Origin of the sequence: Cedecea sp. P7760 (genome assembly GCF_013386425.1) — a bacterium.
GTDB classification, from domain to species: domain Bacteria; phylum Pseudomonadota; class Gammaproteobacteria; order Enterobacterales; family Enterobacteriaceae; genus Cedecea; species Cedecea selenatireducens.
The window spans coordinates 65,152-81,903 of record NZ_JACARU010000010.1; the positions used below are offsets into that span (position 1 = coordinate 65,152).

The 16,752-nt window shown below is 52.8% G+C and carries 17 protein-coding genes and 1 tRNA gene; 9 read left to right on the forward strand and 9 right to left on the reverse strand.

The features are described from left to right. Positions 1 to 104: 104 nt before the first annotated feature. The gene (helD, locus tag HX778_RS04130; RefSeq protein WP_038473922.1) at positions 105 to 2,159 is read left to right on the forward strand and encodes a DNA helicase IV; all 2,055 of its coding nucleotides are present in this window, start codon (positions 105 to 107) and stop codon (positions 2,157 to 2,159) included. Here helD and mgsA read toward each other — a convergent pair whose 3' ends face one another. Then, positions 2,160 to 2,618, reverse strand: a complete 459-nt coding sequence (gene mgsA, locus HX778_RS04135) for a methylglyoxal synthase (protein WP_038473919.1) — start codon at positions 2,616 to 2,618, stop codon at positions 2,160 to 2,162. Positions 2,619 to 2,717: 99 nt separating this feature from the next. After that, the gene (locus HX778_RS04140) at positions 2,718 to 3,407 is read right to left on the reverse strand and encodes a DUF2057 family protein (protein ID WP_370527343.1); all 690 of its coding nucleotides are present in this window, start codon (positions 3,405 to 3,407) and stop codon (positions 2,718 to 2,720) included. Between the two features lie 129 nt (positions 3,408 to 3,536). Here HX778_RS04140 and HX778_RS04145 point away from each other — a divergent pair, with 129 nt between their 5' ends. Next, the gene (locus tag HX778_RS04145) at positions 3,537 to 3,950 is read left to right on the forward strand and encodes a CoA-binding protein (RefSeq protein ID WP_176981348.1); all 414 of its coding nucleotides are present in this window, start codon (positions 3,537 to 3,539) and stop codon (positions 3,948 to 3,950) included. 29 nt (positions 3,951 to 3,979) lie between these two features. Here HX778_RS04145 and hspQ read toward each other — a convergent pair whose 3' ends face one another. Both hspQ and rlmI read right to left on the reverse strand, forming a co-directional pair. Next, positions 3,980 to 4,297, reverse strand: coding sequence for a heat shock protein HspQ (gene hspQ / locus HX778_RS04150; protein WP_038473914.1), 318 nt, complete (start codon positions 4,295 to 4,297; stop codon positions 3,980 to 3,982). A 61-nt stretch (positions 4,298 to 4,358) separates the two neighbouring features. Then, positions 4,359 to 5,549: a 23S rRNA (cytosine(1962)-C(5))-methyltransferase RlmI gene (gene rlmI, locus HX778_RS04155; RefSeq protein ID WP_038473912.1), complete on the reverse strand. Its 1,191-nt coding sequence runs from the start codon at positions 5,547 to 5,549 to the stop codon at positions 4,359 to 4,361. A gap of 260 nt (positions 5,550 to 5,809) precedes the next feature. Here rlmI and HX778_RS04160 point away from each other — a divergent pair, with 260 nt between their 5' ends. Continuing rightward, a complete protein-coding gene (locus tag HX778_RS04160) occupies positions 5,810 to 7,726 on the forward strand; it encodes a M14 family metallopeptidase (RefSeq protein ID WP_176981349.1) in 1,917 nt (638 codons plus the stop codon). Between the two features lie 106 nt (positions 7,727 to 7,832). After that, entirely contained in the window at positions 7,833 to 8,129 is a 297-nt protein-coding gene (gene yccX, locus HX778_RS04165; RefSeq protein ID WP_176981350.1) for an acylphosphatase, read from the forward strand. On the opposite strand, the gene tusE is transcribed toward yccX, so the two are convergent. After that, positions 8,126 to 8,455, reverse strand: coding sequence for a sulfurtransferase TusE (tusE, locus tag HX778_RS04170; protein WP_176981351.1), 330 nt, complete (start codon positions 8,453 to 8,455; stop codon positions 8,126 to 8,128). The two genes, yccX and tusE, sit on opposite strands and share 4 nt — an antisense overlap. Positions 8,456 to 8,592: 137 nt before the next feature. After that, positions 8,593 to 9,252, reverse strand: a complete 660-nt coding sequence (gene yccA, locus HX778_RS04175) for an FtsH protease modulator YccA (RefSeq protein ID WP_016535682.1) — start codon at positions 9,250 to 9,252, stop codon at positions 8,593 to 8,595. 227 nt (positions 9,253 to 9,479) lie between these two features. On the opposite strand from yccA, the gene HX778_RS04180 reads away from it, so the two are divergent. After that, on the forward strand, positions 9,480 to 11,105 hold the full coding sequence (locus HX778_RS04180) for an ABC transporter substrate-binding protein (RefSeq protein WP_176981352.1): 1,626 nt from the start codon (positions 9,480 to 9,482) through the stop codon (positions 11,103 to 11,105). 158 nt (positions 11,106 to 11,263) lie between these two features. Then, positions 11,264 to 11,351, forward strand: a tRNA-Ser gene (locus tag HX778_RS04185). 89 nt (positions 11,352 to 11,440) lie between these two features. Here HX778_RS04185 and HX778_RS04190 read toward each other — a convergent pair. Together HX778_RS04190 and HX778_RS04195 are read right to left on the reverse strand one after the other, a co-directional pair. Then, a complete protein-coding gene (locus HX778_RS04190) occupies positions 11,441 to 11,773 on the reverse strand; it encodes a RamA family antibiotic efflux transcriptional regulator (protein WP_176981353.1) in 333 nt (110 codons plus the stop codon). A 358-nt stretch (positions 11,774 to 12,131) separates the two neighbouring features. Beyond that, positions 12,132 to 12,920: a MipA/OmpV family protein gene (locus HX778_RS04195; RefSeq protein WP_176981354.1), complete on the reverse strand. Its 789-nt coding sequence runs from the start codon at positions 12,918 to 12,920 to the stop codon at positions 12,132 to 12,134. Between the two features lie 125 nt (positions 12,921 to 13,045). Here HX778_RS04195 and HX778_RS04200 point away from each other — a divergent pair, with 125 nt between their 5' ends. Together HX778_RS04200 and HX778_RS04205 are read left to right on the forward strand one after the other, a co-directional pair. After that, the gene (locus HX778_RS04200; RefSeq protein WP_038473897.1) at positions 13,046 to 13,744 is read left to right on the forward strand and encodes a response regulator; all 699 of its coding nucleotides are present in this window, start codon (positions 13,046 to 13,048) and stop codon (positions 13,742 to 13,744) included. Beyond that, positions 13,741 to 14,928: a cell wall metabolism sensor histidine kinase WalK gene (locus HX778_RS04205; protein WP_176981355.1), complete on the forward strand. Its 1,188-nt coding sequence runs from the start codon at positions 13,741 to 13,743 to the stop codon at positions 14,926 to 14,928. Before HX778_RS04200 ends, HX778_RS04205 begins: the two co-directional genes overlap by 4 nt. A 1-nt stretch (position 14,929) precedes the next feature. On the opposite strand, the gene attM is transcribed toward HX778_RS04205, so the two are convergent. After that, the gene (gene attM / locus HX778_RS04210; RefSeq protein ID WP_176981356.1) at positions 14,930 to 15,712 is read right to left on the reverse strand and encodes an N-acyl homoserine lactonase AttM; all 783 of its coding nucleotides are present in this window, start codon (positions 15,710 to 15,712) and stop codon (positions 14,930 to 14,932) included. 152 nt (positions 15,713 to 15,864) lie between these two features. Here attM and HX778_RS04215 point away from each other — a divergent pair, with 152 nt between their 5' ends. Beyond that, positions 15,865 to 16,752, forward strand: coding sequence for a LysR family transcriptional regulator (locus HX778_RS04215; RefSeq protein ID WP_176981377.1), 888 nt, complete (start codon positions 15,865 to 15,867; stop codon positions 16,750 to 16,752).

Here is a 16,752-nt window from a genome sequence, read left to right on the forward strand (position 1 = left end):
CAGAATGATTAACCACAGCAATTGTAACGCGTTTTTACTCTGGAGCGTCATTCCATCGGCAGTTAAACTTGGGCCACAACCTCCTCATCGGATCGGGCAACGTAATGGAACTCAAAGCAACTTCTCTCGGCAAGCATTTAGCACAGCACCCTTATAACCGGGTCAGGCTGCTGTCGGCCGGCGTTGAGGTCAAAGGCGATCGCCACGAATATCTTATCCCATTCAACCAGTTAATCGCGATCAACTGCAAGCGCGGGCTGGTATGGGGCGAACTGGAGTTCGTGCTCCCTGATGACAAAGTCGTTCGCCTGCACGGCACCGAATGGGCTGAAACCCAGCGCTTTTTCCACCATCTGAATTCGCTCTGGTTTAACTGGAGTACGGAGATGAGCGAGGTTGCCGCTGAAGTGCTTGCCGCTCAGCGAGAGGAGATAGAGAAGCGCACCCGCAAAGAGGTGTGGTTCAGGCACAGCGATATGCAAGCGCTACAGGATAATCTGCGCGCCGCCATCGCAGCGCTTCCGCTTCCGCACGCCAGGTTGGGTGAATTTGAAAATTGCCGCGAAGCGTGGGCAATATGCAAAGCCTGGCTTGAACAAGGTGAGGAACGCCGTCATCAGCGGAATAGCGCTTATACCGACCGTATGCTGGAAAAATACGCCACTTTCTTTGAGCAGGTAGAAAGCTCGCCGTTAAACCCTTCCCAGGCACGTGCCGTGGTTAATGGGGAAGATTCGCTGCTGGTATTGGCCGGGGCAGGCAGCGGTAAAACCTCGGTGCTGGTGGCTCGTGCAGGCTGGCTATTACAGCGTGGCGAAGCCACCGAAGATCAAATCCTGCTGCTGGCCTTTGGCCGCCAGGCCGCACAGGAAATGGATGAGCGTATCGCGAGCCGCCTGCATACCGAGGCTATTTCCGCCAGAACGTTCCACTCATTAGCGCTGCATATTATTCAGCAGGGCAGCAAAAAAGTGCCTCGGGTGAGCGAGCTTGAGAGCGACACCGCCGCTCGCCATCAGCTGTTGATTGACAGCTGGCAACAGCAGTGTCGCGAGAAAAAGGCGATGGCGAAAGGCTGGCGGCAATGGCTCAGCGAAGAGCTTGAGTGGGATATCCCTGAGGGCGAGTACTGGCAGGATAAACGCCTGGCGAAGCGGCTTGCCAGTCGCCTGGATCGTTGGCTTGGCCTGATGCGAATGCACGGCGGTTCACAGGCGGAAATGATAGAAAGCGCCCCTGAACAGGTTCGTGAACTTTTCACTAAGAGAATCAAGCTGATGGCCCCGCTGCTGAAAAGCTGGAAAGCCGCCCTTAAAGCCGAAGAGGCGGTTGATTTCTCCGGGTTGATTCACCAGGCGATCAATGTGCTTGAAAAGGGGCGGTTTATCAGTCCGTGGAAGCATATTTTAGTGGATGAGTTCCAGGACATTTCTCCGCAGCGGGCGGCCTTGTTAGCGGCTTTGCGGCGGCAAAACTCGCATACTTCTCTGTACGCCGTGGGTGACGACTGGCAGGCCATTTACCGCTTTAGCGGGGCAGAAATGACGTTAACCACCGCATTTAACCAGCATTTCGGTGAGGGGGACAACTGCGCGCTGGATACCACCTATCGCTTCAACGATCGTATCGGTGAGATAGCCAACGGGTTTGTGCAGCAGAACCCTTACCAGCTACGTAAGCCACTGAACAGCCTTTCAAAAGGTGATAAAAAGGCCGTTACCCTGCTTGCCGATGACCGGCTGGACGATTTGCTGGACAAGCTTAGCGGCTATGTACTGCCGGAACAGCGCATTCTGGTCCTGGCGCGCTATCACCATTTAAGGCCAGACAGCCTGGAAAAAGCCGCCACTCGCTGGCCAAAGCTCAATATCGATTTTATGACCATCCATGCCAGCAAAGGGCAGCAGGCGGACTACGTCATTATTCTTGGGTTGCAGGAAGGAAAAGAAGGTTTCCCTGCCCCTGCCCGGGAGTCAATCATGGAACAGGCGCTCCTGCCGCAGCCCGAGGATTTTCCGGATGCAGAGGAGCGGCGTTTGCTTTATGTGGCGCTGACCCGGGCACGCCACCGCGTCTGGCTTATGTTTAATAAACAGGAGCCTTCAGTCTTTGTTGACGCGCTCAGGCGGCTCGGCGTGCCGGCAGCGAATCGCCCCTGATTACTTCAGGCGTTCGCTAAGATAGCGTTGGTAGTCTGGAATCAGAATATCAACGCTTTCGTTAAAGCCCGGGGAGTGAATGATAAAGTCCGCGGTGGAGAGGTTGGTGGCGACCGGAATGTTCCAGACGGTCGCCAGGCGCAGCAGGGCTTTAACGTCGGGATCGTGAGGAACGGCATTGAGCGGATCCCAGAAGAAAATCAGTACGTCAATTTTGCCTTCAGAAATTAAGGCTCCTACCTGTTGATCGCCCCCCATAGGGCCGCTGAGCATGGCATTGACCTCAAGGCCCGTCGCTCGCTGAATCAAATTACCCGTTGTCCCGGTGGCATATAATGTGTGCCTGGCAAGGGTTGCTTTATGACGCTGTACCCACTTTAAAAGTGCATCCTTACAGTGATCGTGGGCAACCAGTGCGATATGTTTATTTACCGCAAGGGTGCGGGTTGTTAATTCCATTGTCTTTTCCTGGGCAGTTTTAGGCTGCGGACAGATTACTAAAAGTGCCCGATGCTGCAAGAGTACGGCATCAAAAAAGCGAACTGGCTCGTCGGTTTATTACGGCGCGGGCGTCTCGTTTGCCCAGCGTAAAAAGCGCGCTCGCGTCGGCTTGTCGGCCTGGCTAAACCAATACTTCAGCCGCTGTTCGGTCAATGTTTCGGGCTGAGCTGACGGGAAGTCTGGCTGAGCTGCGGCAAAGCGCTGCGCCTCGTCACCGGCTTTTAGCACGGCGAATTCCGGCATTGACGCCTTTTTTCCTGATTTATTATAGCGTTGAGTCTCTTCTTCGTAATCCTTCCCGGTTGATTCTGGTTTAGTGTTCAGGGAATCGGTGCGAACGGGAACAGGCTGCGCATGGCCATCAAGAAGCCTAATTTGAGGAGAAGTGACGGGATGCACGGCGTCTTTGGGCGACAGAACAATGTTTACCTGGTCTATCTCTTTGGTGTCAAAGCTTATAATTAACGGTGAAGACAGCCCCGGAAACCTGCCGCGAGGAGGGGGGCTGAATCTTTTTTCTAGTTTCAGGACTAGCTGGTGCGGGCCATTGTCTATTTCAATGCTGTCTGCGCCTTTTAATAGAGAACTGGAAACTCTTTTTCCGTCCAGAACCAGTAAGTCGACCTCGGCCGAAAGGCGCAGCGTGGTCCCCCATACCAGGGCTGGCATCATCAATATTAACGCTGCAATTGGCAGACCGACTCTCATTTCACTCTCCCTGATGAGCATGCTGAGCGGATGTTTCAACGTTTTTCCAGAATACCGTCTATTAACATATAGACATATTTCCAGAAATTGCCCTCCTGAGTTTCCAGTTCAAAGATGGCCGGGTGGCCGGCTTTGACATACACTTCAAACAACAATTTAGGGGGCGCTATGAAACAAAGTGATATCGAAAATATCCTGAAAACAACTCGCACCATTGCGCTGGTGGGGGCAAGTGACAAGCCCGATCGCCCGAGCTATCGGGTTATGGATTACCTGCTAAAACAGGGTTATGAAGTGATTCCTGTCTCGCCAAAGGTGGCGGGGAAAACGCTGCTGGGGCAGCAGGGCTACGCCACGCTAGCTGACGTGCCGAAGAAAATTGATATGGTTGATGTGTTCCGCAACTCCGAGGCGGCCTGGGGCGTGGCGCAGGAAGCGATAGCCGTTGGGGCGAAAACGCTGTGGATGCAGCTGGGCGTGATTAACGAGCAGGCCGCGGTGCTGGCGCAGAATGCAGGGTTAAGCGTCGTGATGGATAAATGTCCGGCGATTGAAATACCGCGGCTTGGACTGGCGAAATAAGAAAAACCCCGCTTCGGCGGGGTTTTTAATCAGTTACGCAGGCGTGGAGCCTGAAGCTGCTGGCGTATCGAGGCAGCCAGTTCATCCATAGACGGCTGTTCAGGGTGCTCGTCGTCATCCTCAGAACTGAGCTGAGCTTCTGCGAGATAGGTATGAATCGCCTGGCCATCGTCATCTTCCATCACCACGTGGTACCAGGGCGCCGCGCGAAGTGCGCTATTGTCGGCCAGGTCATCTTCCTGCGGCTCATCGAGCGAATACTCAGGGTCAATGTCGACCACTACGCCCAGATAGCCCAGTAAAGAATGACGAACCTGCTGGCCAATACCGTATTTGCTGGCAATCATAGTCACCTCCCGGGAATATTACTCTGCATAGGGATATGCGGGCAATTTCCCCTTTTTCAAGCTACATGACTCGACAGGCAAACCCTTTCAGATACAGCCCTTCCGGGTAGGTTGCGATCACCGGGTGATCGGCCGCCTGACGGAACTGCTCTATAAATTGTACATCACGTCCGGCATCTACGGCGGCGTCGGCGATGATTTTCTGGAATAAATCTGTGGTCATCAGCCCGGAGCAGGAGAAGGTCATCAGAATGCCGCCGGGATTCAATAACTGAATGGCTAACATATTGATATCTTTGTAACCCCGGCAGGCACCCGCCAGCTGGTTTTTGTTTTCAACAAACTTTGGCGGATCCATGACGATAACGTCGAACTTTTCGCCCTGGTCGCGGTATTTGCGCAGCAGTTTGAATACGTCGTCACGCAGGAACTCTGCTTTGCTGAGGTCAAGTTTGTTTAGCTCAACGTTTTGTCTGGCGATGTCTAATGCGTCCTGGGAGGTATCCACGCTCACCACCTGGCTGCAATTCCCCATCAGCGCAGAAACGGCAAAACCGCCGGTGTAGGAGAAGCAGTTCAGCACCCGCTTATTATCGACGTAGCGGCGAGTTGCAAAGCGGCTGTCGCGCTGATCGAGGTAATAGCCGGTTTTATGCCCGCCCTGAATATCAACCAGCAGCTTCATGCCGTGCTCTTCAATCGGCAGCAGGGCAGGTGGCAGCTCACCGCTCACCGGTCCCTGAGTCAGCTCCATACCTTCTTTCTTACGCACCGTCACGTCAGAGCGATCGTAAATAGAACACTCTGGATAGAGAGACTGCAGGGCCGCAACCAGTGCCGGGCGCTGGTACTCTGCGCCTGCAGACAGCAGTTGCAGAACCAGGAAGTTACCGAAACGGTCGATGGTCACGCCAGGCAAACCGTCTGATTCACCGGCAATCAGACGGTAGCTGTCCAGACCGTCACGTTTAGCCAGCCAGTCACGCCACTGCTGCGCCTGCTGCAGGCGGCGGGTGAAGAAGGCGATGTCGATGCTTTCATCCTGGTTAAAGGTCCAGACGCGGGCGCGAATTTGTGACTCGGGTGAAAACGCAGCGCGAGCTAACCATTTCCCCTGGCTGTCTACCACATCAACCGTTTCGCCGAGACTGGCCTTACCTTCCAGACGCGCAACCGCGCCGGAGAAAACCCATGGATGACGGCGCAATAACGATTTCTCACGCCCTTTGGCTAACACTAAACGTACGCTCATAATTTTTTTGCTGCTTTGCTAAGAAATGGGCGCCATTTTCAGGTTTAGGGCGGGTAATTGCAATGGAATAACGCGAAAAGTACCGCCGGACTGCAACAGAATATCCTGTGATTATAATTGAATATATATGCTTAATTTCGGTATTTATATTTATTGTGATATTTTTAATTGGTTGATGAGCATGGCATTTTGTTTTTATAAATGTGGGTATAAATGTTCTGCGTATTATTCGAACCGTTCATTTCTCAAGGAGAGACACCATGTCTATTTTTTGTGCGCGTCGCCTGGCATTAACGGCTGGCTCGCTGCTGCTGACAAGCCTGCCTGTTTTGGCAGCACTGCCTCAGGCACCTGGTTATGTTGACGACGCAGGCGCAACGGCAGCGGCGAAAACCCGCATTCTACCTCCGATGTTTGAGCAGGCTCTGACCAGCACTAAATTCCTCGCAGACGCTAAAAACCCGCTAATTACGCTTGCTGAGAGCAGTGATTTTCATAAAACCAGCAACTATCTGCAAACCGTGGAGTACATGAACAAAATTGCGGACGCCTCTGGTGGCCTCATCAGGCTGGAGTGGCTGCCGGAAAAAAGCGCGGAAGGTTATCAGATGATGCTGGCGGTAGCCTCGACTTCGCAGGATAAAAGTGCCGCAGGATTAAGGGCCTCAGGAAAACCAACGGTGCTGATTGAGGCGGAAATTCACCCCGGCGAAGCTAACGGCAAAGATGCTATGTTCATGCTGTTGCGGGATATGAGCACCGGCGACAAGCCGCTGGCAGCGCTGCTCGACAAGGTCAATATTCTGTTTATTCCGACGGTGAATATTGATGGTGATATGCGCACCAGCGCGTATGGCAGAATTAACCAGAACGGCCCGGACATCACCGGCTGGCGGGTTAATGGCCAAAACCTTAACCTGAACCGTGATTTCACTAAACTCGACAGCGCCGAAATTCGCAATATCGCCTGGGTGTTCAATCAATATGACCTGAGCTTTTTCGCCGACACGCATTCTACCGACGGCGCTATGTATCCCTATGACAGCTCATACTGCAACAACGGTCAGGGCTGGTCACCCGCCGCTACGCGCTGGATGGACAGCGTGATGCAGCCTCATGTTTACCAGCAAGTACAAAGCTACGGGCATCACATTCATGAATGCATCAGCCTGAACAGCAACCAGGACCCGACCCAGGGCTATTACCCGTATCGCACCGACCTCGCTCGTTTTTCTAACCAATATGGCGATATTCGTAGTGTGCCTTCTATCCTGATTGAGCAGCATGCGCTCCATCCCTACAAAACTCAGGTGCTGGGCAATTACGTCATGCTAAAAGCGATGTTTGAGTCCATCGGCGATAATGCTGATTCGCTGAAAAAAGCTATCGCAGCGGACAAGGAAAAAGCGCTGACCGACAAAGACGTCATCCTGACATGGAAGCCGGGAGCGCCAACGCAGGTGCCGTTTATTGTGGGTGACTGGCACTACGAAGTCTCTCCGATAACCGGGCAAAAGACGATTAAATGGAGTAATAAACCAAAAACTATAACCGTGCCGGTGACCGCCAATGACGTACCTGATTTAACCCTTTCACGCCCGACTGAGTACATCGTTCCGGCCCAATGGGGAACGGTGATTGAACGGCTTCGGGCCCACGGCATTCAGATGAAAACTCTGGAGAAGGCTACGCCTGTTGAGGTGACTTTGTATCGCATGAATAACGTGAAACTTGCGGATGGCTTTGAGCCAGATCGTGCGGCAAAAGGGCAGATCCCGGGTTATGAAGGGCATCTGTTAGTGAGCGGTGAGGCTGAGCCTTTCAAACGTCTGCAAACCTTCCCTGCGGGATCGGTTGTTATCTCTACCCATCAGCCGTTAGGCGTTCTGGCGATGGACCTGCTTGAGCCAGCCAGCCCTGACTCCTTCTGGGCCTGGGGATTCTTTAACGCCACGCTGGTTTCTGCCGAAGAGCCGGAAGAGTATGTTATGGAGCCGATGGCCCGCAGGATGCTGGAGCAGGACCCGAAACTGAAAGCCGAATTCGAGCAGAAGCTGAAATCGGATAAGGCGTTTGCCGCCGACGGCAGCGCGCGGCTGGAGTGGTTTTATAAACATACGCCGTTTTACGATGCCAATGCCTGGGTCTATCCGGTAGGACGAGTCGAGGTAAAATAGCTTTCCGTCTCGCAAAATGGCCGTGCCGGTGGCGCGGCCGTTCCTATTACGGATGAAAAAACCTTACGGGCTGTTAGACTTGAGTCAGGTTTATGTGCGGGAGTAAATGATGGCAAACGACTCACAAAAGCAGTGCATAAAGTGCTGGGTTCACGGAATGGTGCAGGGCGTGGGCTTTCGCTACAGCACGCAGCGGGAAGGCGAGAAACTTGGCTTAACCGGGTACGCCCGTAACCTTGACGACGGCAGCGTCGAAGTGGTGGCCTGCGGAGAGACGGAGCAGGTTGAAAAGCTGCTGGCCTGGCTGAAAGCCGGCGGGCCACGTAGCGCCAGGGTTGATAAAGTCCTCGTTGAGCCTCACCAACCCGAGCGTGAATGGGTCAACTTTGGTATCCGCTATTAGATGCACTTCACTGGTTTAGGTAATCCCGCGATTTTGGTGGCCTGCTTCGCCGGGCCCTTCGGGAACAGGCGATAGAGATAACGGCTATTGCCTTTCTCTTCGCCAAATTTATTTGCCATGGCTTTAACCAGCATGCGAATGGCCGGGGAGGTATTAAACTCCAGGTAAAATTCGCGCACAAAACGCACCACTTCCCAGTGCTCCACCGCGAGGGTAATGCCTTCTCCGGCGGCAATCACTTCCGCCAGCGGCTCGCTCCACTCCTGGCTATTTTTCAGGTAGCCATCGGCGTCTGTCTCTATTTCTCTGCCTTCAAAGGTCAACATAGTTATCCGCTATTTACGTCAAATCGGGCGAAGTGTAGCAAATTTTCTCCGTGGGCTTAAGGATGGAATGTGGTGGAATTGAGGGCAAAAAAAAGAGAATGCGCAGGGCATTCTCTTTTTTGGTAAAGCCGTATTAGTTAGTCGCGGCTGGCAAAACCAAGGATGCTCAGCAGGCTAACGAAGATGTTGTAAAGAGAAACATACAGGCTTACGGTCGCGCGGATGTAGTTGGTTTCACCGCCGCGAATGATGTTGCTGGTCTCAAACAGGATGGCACCTGAGGAAATCAGGATAAACACCGCGCTAATCGCCAGGTGCAGAGCAGGCAGCTGCAGGAAGATGTTAGCCACCATACCAATCAGCACCACCACCACGCCCGCCATCAGCATACCGCCGAGGAAGGACATGTCTTTGCGGGTCGTCAGCACATACGCCGAGCAGCTAAAGAACACCAGCGCGGTACCGCCCAGCGCCATGCCAATAACGTCGCCCATGCCGGCGGACAGATAGGCATTCAGCATTGGTCCCAGGATATAGCCCAGGAAGCCGGTAAAGGCGAATGCAGATAAAATGCCTACCGGTTTATCCGCGGTTTTATAGGTCAGGAACATCAGGCCGTACATACCAACCAGCGTCAGAATCAACCCTGGAGAAGGCAGCATCAGCACGGTGCTGGCCGTTGCAGTCAACGCGGAAAATGCCAGCGTTAAACTCAGCAGGAAATAGGTATTACGTAGCACCTTGTGGGTGCTGAGCAGTGACGAACGGTCACGCGAGGAGGTAATAATGCGATCCATTCTAAAACTCTCTCTTTTACAGGTGTTTTATGGTCATGAGCATAATGCCCGCCTTTATTAGACAAAAGCCTTTTTACCCATCTTTACCTCGTGCACTTTATCACATTGTACAAAATTAATGCCATAACACCCACTTATAGGTGGCTGAAAAATATTGCTTTATTACCTAAAGCCGACTAAGAGTGTTAGCCGTACCGTCGTTAAATAACATCAATAAGGCGTAGGTCATGAAAGCAAACAACAACACATTTTCAAAATCATTGGTCGCTCTGGGTCTGCTCAGCGCTATTTCTGGCGCATGGGCAGCAGACGTTCCGCCAGGAACCGAGCTTGCAGCCAAACAGGAGCTGGTACGTAACAACGGCAGTGAACCCGCATCGCTGGATCCCCATAAAGTAGAGAGCGACGTTGAGGCTAACATCATTGGTGACTTCTTTGACGGCCTGATTCGCGTCAAAAACGATGGCACCATCGAACCTCATCTGGCGGCAAAGTGGGACAATCAGGACAATAAAGTCTGGACGTTCCATCTGCGCCCGGGCCTTAAATGGTCCAATGGCGAGCCCATTACCGCGCAGGACGTGGTCTGGAGCTGGAAGCGCTTAGTTGATCCTAAAACGGGTTCCCCTTATGCCACTTATCCCGGCACGATGCACATTGAAAATGCCAACGATATTGCCGAGGGTAAGAAGCCGGTAGACAGCCTTGGCGTGAAGGCGCTGGATGCCAACACCGTGCAGGTCACGCTCGATCAACCAACCTCGGCCTTCCTGCTGATGCTCGGCCACACGTCAATGGTACCCGTGAGCGAAGCGGCTGTAGAAAAATTTGGCGATAAATGGACCCAGCCGGCCAATTTCGTGAGCAGCGGCCCGTATAAGCTGTCGCAGTGGGTAGTAAATGAGAAAGTCGTCGGCGAGCGTAATAAACAGTACTGGGACGACGCTCACACGGTGATTAATAAGGTGACTTACCTGCCGGTCACTTCTGGTACATCGGATATCAACCGCTACAAGGCGGGTGAAATTGATATCACCTATACCGTGCCGGAAACGCTCTTTGCCTCACTTAAAAAATCTATTCCGGATCAGGTCCATATCACGCCTTACCTGTCCACCTACTATTACGAATTCAATACCACCAAAGCGCCGTTCAATGACCCACGTGTCAGGCTCGCGCTGAATTTGGCGCTGGATAAAGACATCATTGCCGAGAAAGTATTAGGACAGGGGCAAAAGCCTGCGTGGCTGGTTAGTCAGCCTAAAATTGGCGGCATTGAGCTTAAACCAGCCGAGTACGGCAGCTGGAGCCACGATAAGCGCATTGCGGAAGCGAAAAAATTACTGGCAGAGGCGGGCTTCAACGAGAAACACCCGCTGCAGTTCAACCTGCTTTACAACACCTCTGAATCTCACCAGCGCATTGCCATTGCTGCCAGCTCGATGTGGAAGAAAAACGTTGGCGTCGAGGCTAAGCTGCAAAACCAGGAATGGAAAACCATGCTGGACACCAAGCGTACCGGTAATTACGAGCTGGTGCGTTATGGCTGGATTGCCGACTACGATGATGCGGCTACCTACCTGAACAACTTCCGTACCGGCGACAGCCAGAACAGTTCTAAGTACAGCAACCCGGCCTATGACGAGATTATTGCCAAAGCCTCTCAGGCCAGCAGCCAGGAAGAACGCGCCAGATACTATCAGCAGGCTGAAGATATCCTTGCTAAAGACGTGCCGACCATTCCTATTTACCACTATGTGAAGGTCCAACTGGTAAAACCTTACGTTGGGGGTTATGCACCGAGCACGCTGGGTAAATATCTAACCCAGGATCTCTACATCAAAAAACACTAATGCCAATGCTGCCCTCCACCCGGGGGCAGCAAAAGCGGTTTTAAACTGAGCATGTTGCTGCTGTTTCAGGCAAATAACACAAATGTGATGAAATTTCAGGCGATTGAACAAAATCGTGCTTTACATGAAGTATGGCTATGTTTATAGTTCGCCTCGTTGGAAGTGTGGCCGAGCGGTTGAAGGCACCGGTCTTGAAAACCGGCGACCCGAAAGGGTTCCAGAGTTCGAATCTCTGCGCTTCCGCCAACATTCGAAGGGGTTGCCGAAAGGCAGCCCCTTTTGCTTATGTGCGGGGCAATCTGCGCGGCAAAATTGGCACCAAACATCCCCCCCCCTCATAAACTCTTTTTCTTTCGGTAGTTTCCGGGAGACATCTTGAAGCTTCGGGTAAAAAGTCGGTTAAAACTCTGCTGCGAATCAAAGCCGTACTTTACTGAAATGTCTACGATCCGCTCTTTGGTGTTTTTGAGATCCTGCGCGGCAAGCTGTAACTTTCTGCTCCTGATGTACCGGCCTATGCTTTCGCCTTTATAATGTAAAAATATTCTCTGAAAGTGCCATTTGGAATAACCCGAGTAGCGGGCCACATCTTCGATACGCAATCGGCGGTGAATATTATTGTCAATCCAATATGAGATGGTTTCTATTACCTTTGCAGAAAGGTTCACGTAGTTATCCTTCATTGTTGACAAGCATTTCTATGCGAGAGTTAGTGGGTAAGTGATTTTATTAAATAACGCAGGTGGCGAGCTGAAACATAACGATCGATCCGCGTTATCTTCGGTGAATGACAGTGTTTGTGCTTTGCCAGGATGGTTCTATTTTGACATTGCACATTCATCTTTTTCACGCATGAAATGTTACAGATATTAAATTCATGTTTAGCATAAAAACACATTTTAAAGTCATGGGTACACCTGGGCGAAAAAAATGCCGCAAAAATGAAAGTCATCACAAGTGCGATCTTCATAGCTGTGCTTTATTTCTGCAAGTCAATCATGATGTTGTCAGATATCAGGTTAACGGTCAGAAAGTATAATTGACGGCGAGCGTGCCCGTTGTGCCGTCCCGTCGCATCACAATAGGGCTATTGGCGGCATTCTTGTTCAGCCAGGCATAGCTCAGGCTGAGCCATGCTCCCCAGTGCTCGCTGAACTGATGGGTTAGCGTCAGGCTGGTATCCGTGCCGTAAAACCCACCGGCGCTGCGGTAGTGCGAGAAACCGGAACGGCTGTGCTGCTGCTCATTGACCCCATACCAGGTATTCATGTAACGGGCATCGCCGAATAACGCGCTGGCCTGAAACGTAATAGAATTATCTTCATTCATAATGGGGATGTAATCAACTGAAGTGGAATAAGACACGCCCTGGCCATCGTTCAGCGGCAGCGTTGTTTTTCCTTCTATTACCAGCCAGGGGGCCAGCGCCCAGCCGAGTGCAATACCCGAATTAACCGTGGATGAAATATTACCCATGCCTTTAAGTTTATCGGACCCTTTGCGCCAGCCTGAATTTTTATCCGTGCGGCCGGAGTCATAACCCAGCGTCGGCTCTATATATAAACCATTATCGTTTTGAAGATGTATGCCAAGCCCATTCATCGAATCAAAGAAAATATTGTTCTTCTGGATATGAATTAGCGGAATAACAGTAGAGCTCTGCTCATTGGCACCGCTATAGCGCGGAGAAGACACGGCGCCAAGACCAAAAGTAATAGCGGTTTCATCAGCATTAAATTCACTTGCATATACAGATGAAATACCTGAGATTAGCAGCAGTGCGATTATGTATTTTGTGCTTTTCTTCGTTAACATTATGATTCTCATTGTCAGGTGTTTATATTTTCGTGCATGCTTAACTCAGTAAGTAAAAGGATTATGCTGAGGGCTTATCAATGAACTGCCAGGGATTTGTGAAGAAACTGTCAAGGTAACATTAAATGAAAAATAAACGGGTCCTGGTCATTGAAGATGATGCCGATGCGGCAAATGTGTTAGAGGCCTATCTCACGCGTGAAGGGTATAGCGTCTCGGTGGCGGGTGACGGCCTGGCGGGCATGAATACGGTGTTAACGTGGAAGCCCGATCTTATCCTGCTGGACGTCATGCTACCCGGCATGAACGGCACAGAAATCCTTGCCGCCGTGCGGCGAAGGGGCAACACGCCGGTCATTATGATAACGGCGATGGGCGAGCCCTACGACAAGATTGGCGCTTTGCGTTACGGCGCCGATGACTACGTGGTGAAGCCCTACAATCCCGGTGAAGTCATGGCCCGCGTGCAGGCGGTGTTAAGGCGTAGCCAGGTCAACCAAAGTCCTGTAGAAGATGTGCTGCGCTGGGGGCCGCTTGAAGTTGACGTTACCAATATGGTGGCGCAGGTGAAGGCAAATGGCGACGGCGCTCTGCGTCTGGACTTAACGCTCACCGAGTTTTCTATTTTGAAGACGCTAATGCGGGCGTCGACCAGGCCGTTAAGCCGGCAGTATCTGCTTGAAGAATGCCTCCCTGAAAGCGATGCCCTTGAGCGAGTGGTGGACACGCACGTCTACAACTTAAGAAAAAAGCTTGAGGCCGCGGGCGTTGATAACCTGATCCTGAACGTACGCGGGATCGGCTACCGGTTCTGCAAACCATGAAAGACAAAAAGAGCAAATCACTGCTGCTATGGATATCGATTCGAATCATCGTGGTGGCCGTCAGCGTGCTGTTTTTCATTGTGCTGGCGATGTGGAGTATCTACGCGGTTCAGTATTACTGGGTTGTGCATCATATGTCCCCGGCGGCCTATCAGGAGTTTCTGACGCTGCGGGCAAACCCTGATTTAAACATTGTCCGTTTTCATGACATCGTGGATGCCCGGTGGGGGATTGAGTACAGTACGCCTTCCATCAGCTCGCTTAACTGGGGCTGGCTGTTCATCTTTATTTCGATGGCGACGCCGTTTGTTATCGTCAGCTGCTTGCGCGCCACGCGCCCGCTTGCGGCGCAGTTTCGCAGCCTGACGGACGTGGCGGAGAACGTCACTCAGGGCGACTTCAGCCAGCAGGCGAAGCTGGTGGGCGAATGCCCGGAAGAGGTGATTCGCTTCGCCAGCAACTTCAATAAAATGATTAGCCAGCTGGCGCTGTACGAACGCGAACTTAAGGCCTCGCACGTGGCCGCCGCGCATGAACTGCGTTCACCGTTAACCGCAGCAATGGGGCGGCTCCAGGGCATGATAGACGGCGTGTTTCCTGCCGATGAAAAACAGCTGAATATGGTGATGACGCAGTTAAAAAACCTCAGCCATCTTACCGACGATTTGCATTTTCTCTCCCTGGCGAGCGCGGGGCAATTAACGCTCCACCGCAGCGTATTTACTCTCCGTGAGACGTTAATAGAACGCGTTTCATGGTTAAAACCCCAGCTGGAAGCCGCCGGGATGTTTGTTTCCGTTGAGGCGGGGGATGAGTTTTATTACGTCGGCGACGAAGCCAGGCTGGGGCAGGTTTTCACCATCATTATCGAAAACATGCTTCGCTATTGCGGCCGGGACGATCGAATGTTTATTCGTTTTCGCCACTTCGAGCAGCACATTGAGATAACGTTTCAGGATACCGGGCCAGGCGTCGCCGTGGATTATCTGCCCCACATTTTCGAGCGCTTCACGCGTGGAGAGCGCTCAAGAGCCAGAGACTCAGGCGGCAGCGGGCTGGGGCTTTCCATTGCGAGAGAAATTTGCGGCGCGCATGACGGCAGCATTCGCGCCAGCCTGCCTGCCGAAGGCGGACTGTTAATCACCCTCAGTTTGCCCGTGCCGCTTAGCGAGGAGGGAGCCTGATTTACTCGTACCAGCCAGGCGCCAGCGTGAACTGCGGCCAGACGTCGGGATCATGGCCGGGGATCGGTTTCGCCGCGTGTTGCTCGGTTAACGCCCGCAGTTTTGCGACTGAGCGCGCCGCCTCGCTGGCCGAAGTCATAAAGCCCGGAAGCGCGCGATCGTAAAAATGATCCAGCGTATAGGCGGCATCAATTGCCAGAGTGAAGCTCAGGCCGCTGGCAAGCGTAATCAGGAATGACTGATGGCCGGGGGAGTGGCCCGGCGTAGAGATACAGCGCAGCGTTCCGTCGCCGTACAAATCAAAGGCGTCCTCATCCAGCAGCTGCCAGTTCAGGTTCGGACGGGCAAAATCATTGCGGCAGTATGCGCCTGCGGCGAACCAGTCGGGCTTAAAGGCATAGTCGTATTCCCGGCGCTGCACAATATGCAAAGCATTCGGGAAGCGTCCAATCGCGCCGGTATGGTCGGAATGCAGGTGGGAAAGTAAGACATAGCGAATATCTTCTGGCTGAATGCCCAGCGAACCCAGCTGTGCCACGCATCCCTGTTCCTCCGTCATGAATGGCTGATAGTGATCCACCGCATCTCCCCAGTATGCATGAGGATTGGCCAGCCCCTCGGCGGCAAGTCCCCCATCGATAATGACGTGGCCCCTGGGGTGTGTCAGAAGGAACCAGGGAACGGGGATTTCGTAGCTTCTGCCTTCCCCCTGATTCATCCTGATATCGTGATACTTGCAGCGTTGAGTGCCGGACTGAAACAGATAAAGCCTGATCTCTGACATAATTATTCTCCTGATTAATAAGGGCTACAAGCGCGCCATAAGCACCACCAGGCATCAGTTTTATCTAAATCGTACTGGCGCAGTAGGCCTCTGCCGCTGCTTTCATCTATCGGATAAACCGATATACTGAGCGAATGGATCTTTTGGCGGCAATGCGCATCTATGTGCGGGTGGTAGAGCGGGGCAGTATGTCCGCCGCCGCGCGTGATATTGGCATCGGACAGCCGGCGGTGAGTGAGAGGATAGAGCGGCTTGAGGCTCACCTTGGCACCCGTCTGCTGCGGCGAAACACGCGCCGAATGTCCCTGACCGACAGCGGCGCTTTGTTCTATGAGCGCAGTAAAGTCGTGATTTCAGCGGCGGATCTTGCGCTGGCGGTCGTGGGCGACCAGGCGACGTTAAAAGGGCTTATTCGTATCGCCGCACCTTATGGCGCCGGGGAGGAGATCCTGATGCCTGCCTTGCTCAAGCTCAGGGCAAAGCATCCGGAGTTGAATATTGAGCTAATCCTGAATGACCGCGTCATCGATCCGGTGACGGAAGGCGTCGATATTTCGTTGCGGCTTGGCGACCCGGGTGAAGGGGATTTTGTGGCGCATCCGCTCGGCGCCGTGCGGCGCTTTCTGGTTGCTTCTCCCGACTATCTGGCACGAAGCGGAACGCCAGCTTCTCCCGATGAACTTATCCATCATGCTTTTGCGCGTGTATCCGGCCTGTTTAACGACAGCCGCCTGCCTCTTTTCTCACCAGATAACCAGATTGTTAGCGCCCGGCTGGATGTGGTGTTCAGCGCTAATCACTGGCGGCCGCTCTACACGGTTCTCATGGCGGGCCAGGCCCTCGGCGTTCTGCAATACCCGGTGTGCCGACAGGCGCTGGAAAGCGGCCAGCTCGTCACGCTGCTGCCGGAATACACCGTCCCGTCGTTCAGCGCCTTTTTGCTTTATCCGCCGATCAATAAAGCCTCTCGCGAGGTCAGCGCCTGTGCTGCTTTTCTGAAAAGCGCGCTCGCCGAGAGGTTGCAGGAGAATATTACCTAA